The organism is Croceitalea marina (assembly GCF_042684265.1).
GTDB lineage: Bacteria > Bacteroidota > Bacteroidia > Flavobacteriales > Flavobacteriaceae > Croceitalea > Croceitalea marina.
Genome location: NZ_JBHULB010000060.1, coordinates 1 through 1,984, shown reverse-complemented (window position 1 = coordinate 1,984; position 1,984 = coordinate 1). Strand labels below are relative to the sequence as shown.

1 protein-coding gene is annotated in these 1,984 nt (G+C 32.7%); it reads left to right on the top strand.

What is annotated here, in order from left to right; genetic code table 11:
* The first annotated feature begins 154 nt into the window (after positions 1 to 154).
* On the top strand, positions 155 to 1,726 hold the full coding sequence (locus ACFSQJ_RS14370; RefSeq protein WP_377767668.1) for a hypothetical protein: 1,572 nt from the start codon (positions 155 to 157) through the stop codon (positions 1,724 to 1,726).
* The last annotated feature ends 258 nt before the right edge of the window (positions 1,727 to 1,984 follow it).

The window sequence follows — 1,984 nt, the reverse complement described above, 5'->3', positions numbered from 1 at the left end:
TGCAATCAATCTATACAATGAAATAAGATTACATTTATCTTTAGAATACAAAACACCTAATATGGTATATAAATTAACAGCGTAAATCTATTTTTAACCTGTAGCCATATTTCAGGACTAGACAGCTGAAAAACAATCTCACGACAAAAAAAAAATGAACCAAATTTTCGCAATATTAATTTTATCATTGACACTTTTTGCTTGTAGTGGACAACAAAATTCCAGCGTGACAAATTTTGAGAGTGGTTTTTCTCTTACAAAAGACACAATTTCAATAAGTGTAAATGGCAGAATGACTCACGCATTAGAATATAAGGACAAATATTATGTGCTTTTTGAACAACGATTAATGAAATACGGTGGCTACGGAAAAAGATGGCTTTATATTTTTTCAAACAATCAATTAGAAAAAGTGATTGACTGCCCCGAAGAAATGAAAACAGTCTACTTGGATTTTTATGTGCAAAACGATAGCATTATTATGAAGCCGTATATGGACAAACAAAGCTATTATCTTGATAATACAAACTTAAAGTGGAACAAGATTGATAAAACGGACGACTTAATATGGGAAGATTCAGACTTTTATGTCTACTCTTTAGATTTTGGCGAATGGGGTGGAAAAACGTGGTTTAAAGACAAGAAAACAGACAGTCAATATGTTTTAGAATCCACAACACCACTAATTAATAAAATTGACAACACCTATTACTTGACTAATTCTTTTCAAGTTCTCAAAATTGACAATCCAAAAGAGCTTACAAAATGCGATAGTGATGTGACTTATGAAAACATAGAAAAGACAGGTAAGAACTACTCTTGGTATAGTCAATCAAAAGGCTACGTAGTGATTCATGAGGATGAAAATGTGGACTATTTTGATTTTTCATATCATCCTAACATTGTTAGTTCTTTTGTTCTTAATAACGAACTACTGCACATTTATGAAACTGACACAGTCTCGTATCTTGCACGAATAGCGGATAATAGAATTCAACCATTTGAAAAAATATTAGATGATGTCAAATTCTTTAATTGGCACTATTCCTATCGAAGTAAAAACAAAACTGGTAAAAATGAATTGCTCAAATTCAATACAAAAAATGACCAAGCGTTTGGCCTTACAACAATTAAGGGTAACAAGATTTATGTAACTTATTTGATTAATAAAACTGAATTAAAACCGCGAATAATAGGAAAAGAGAAGTCAAACGAAATTTTTGAAAATAGACTTAAAGCAATCCTTTCTGATTTTTCAAAACTGACCCTGACGGAGATAGAATCGAAAGAAAAGGAATGGAAAACCTTTGACATTACCCCAAATCACAAAATTGGAATTGGAGACAGTTGGAACCCTAATAACTACGAAATTGACATTAACAAATCTTACCTTGTTGTAGAAGATTCGATTATTTCGAACTCAATTATGTACTACGCTACTAAAGAAACTGATTTGGTTAGAGCCGTAACAATTAATTGGGAAAAAACACAGACCTCAAGAATAGAATTTGGAAATGAAAAGTCAGCAAGTGAAGTTTTCTTGACAAAATTTAATGACCTTATATTGATTCTAACTAATGAACTTGGCGAACCCAAATCGGTAAATGAAGAAAAGAAAAATCAGTCATTTGTTTGGACAACACAGAACAACATAAACGTTGAAGTTAAGCTCTCGAGACAGGACAACTATAATAACATAAGAATGGTGGTATATGAGAGAAAATAAAAAAGCCGAACGCACAACAACGGCTATACGTAATGCGGGTTTTGGTGCTAAATTGAAAGTGAATGAATATTAACTAACATATCGGTAAACTGAAAGTGAAGTGCATATTAATCCCGCACTACGCATAGCCAAACCGATGATGTAGCATTCGCCTGCGGCGACTAAAATCACTACATCTCACTACGTTCAATTCCCATAATTTTAGAAATGCTACATCATCGCCGCGCTCTGTCAGATTGCTCAATACATAGATTAAAG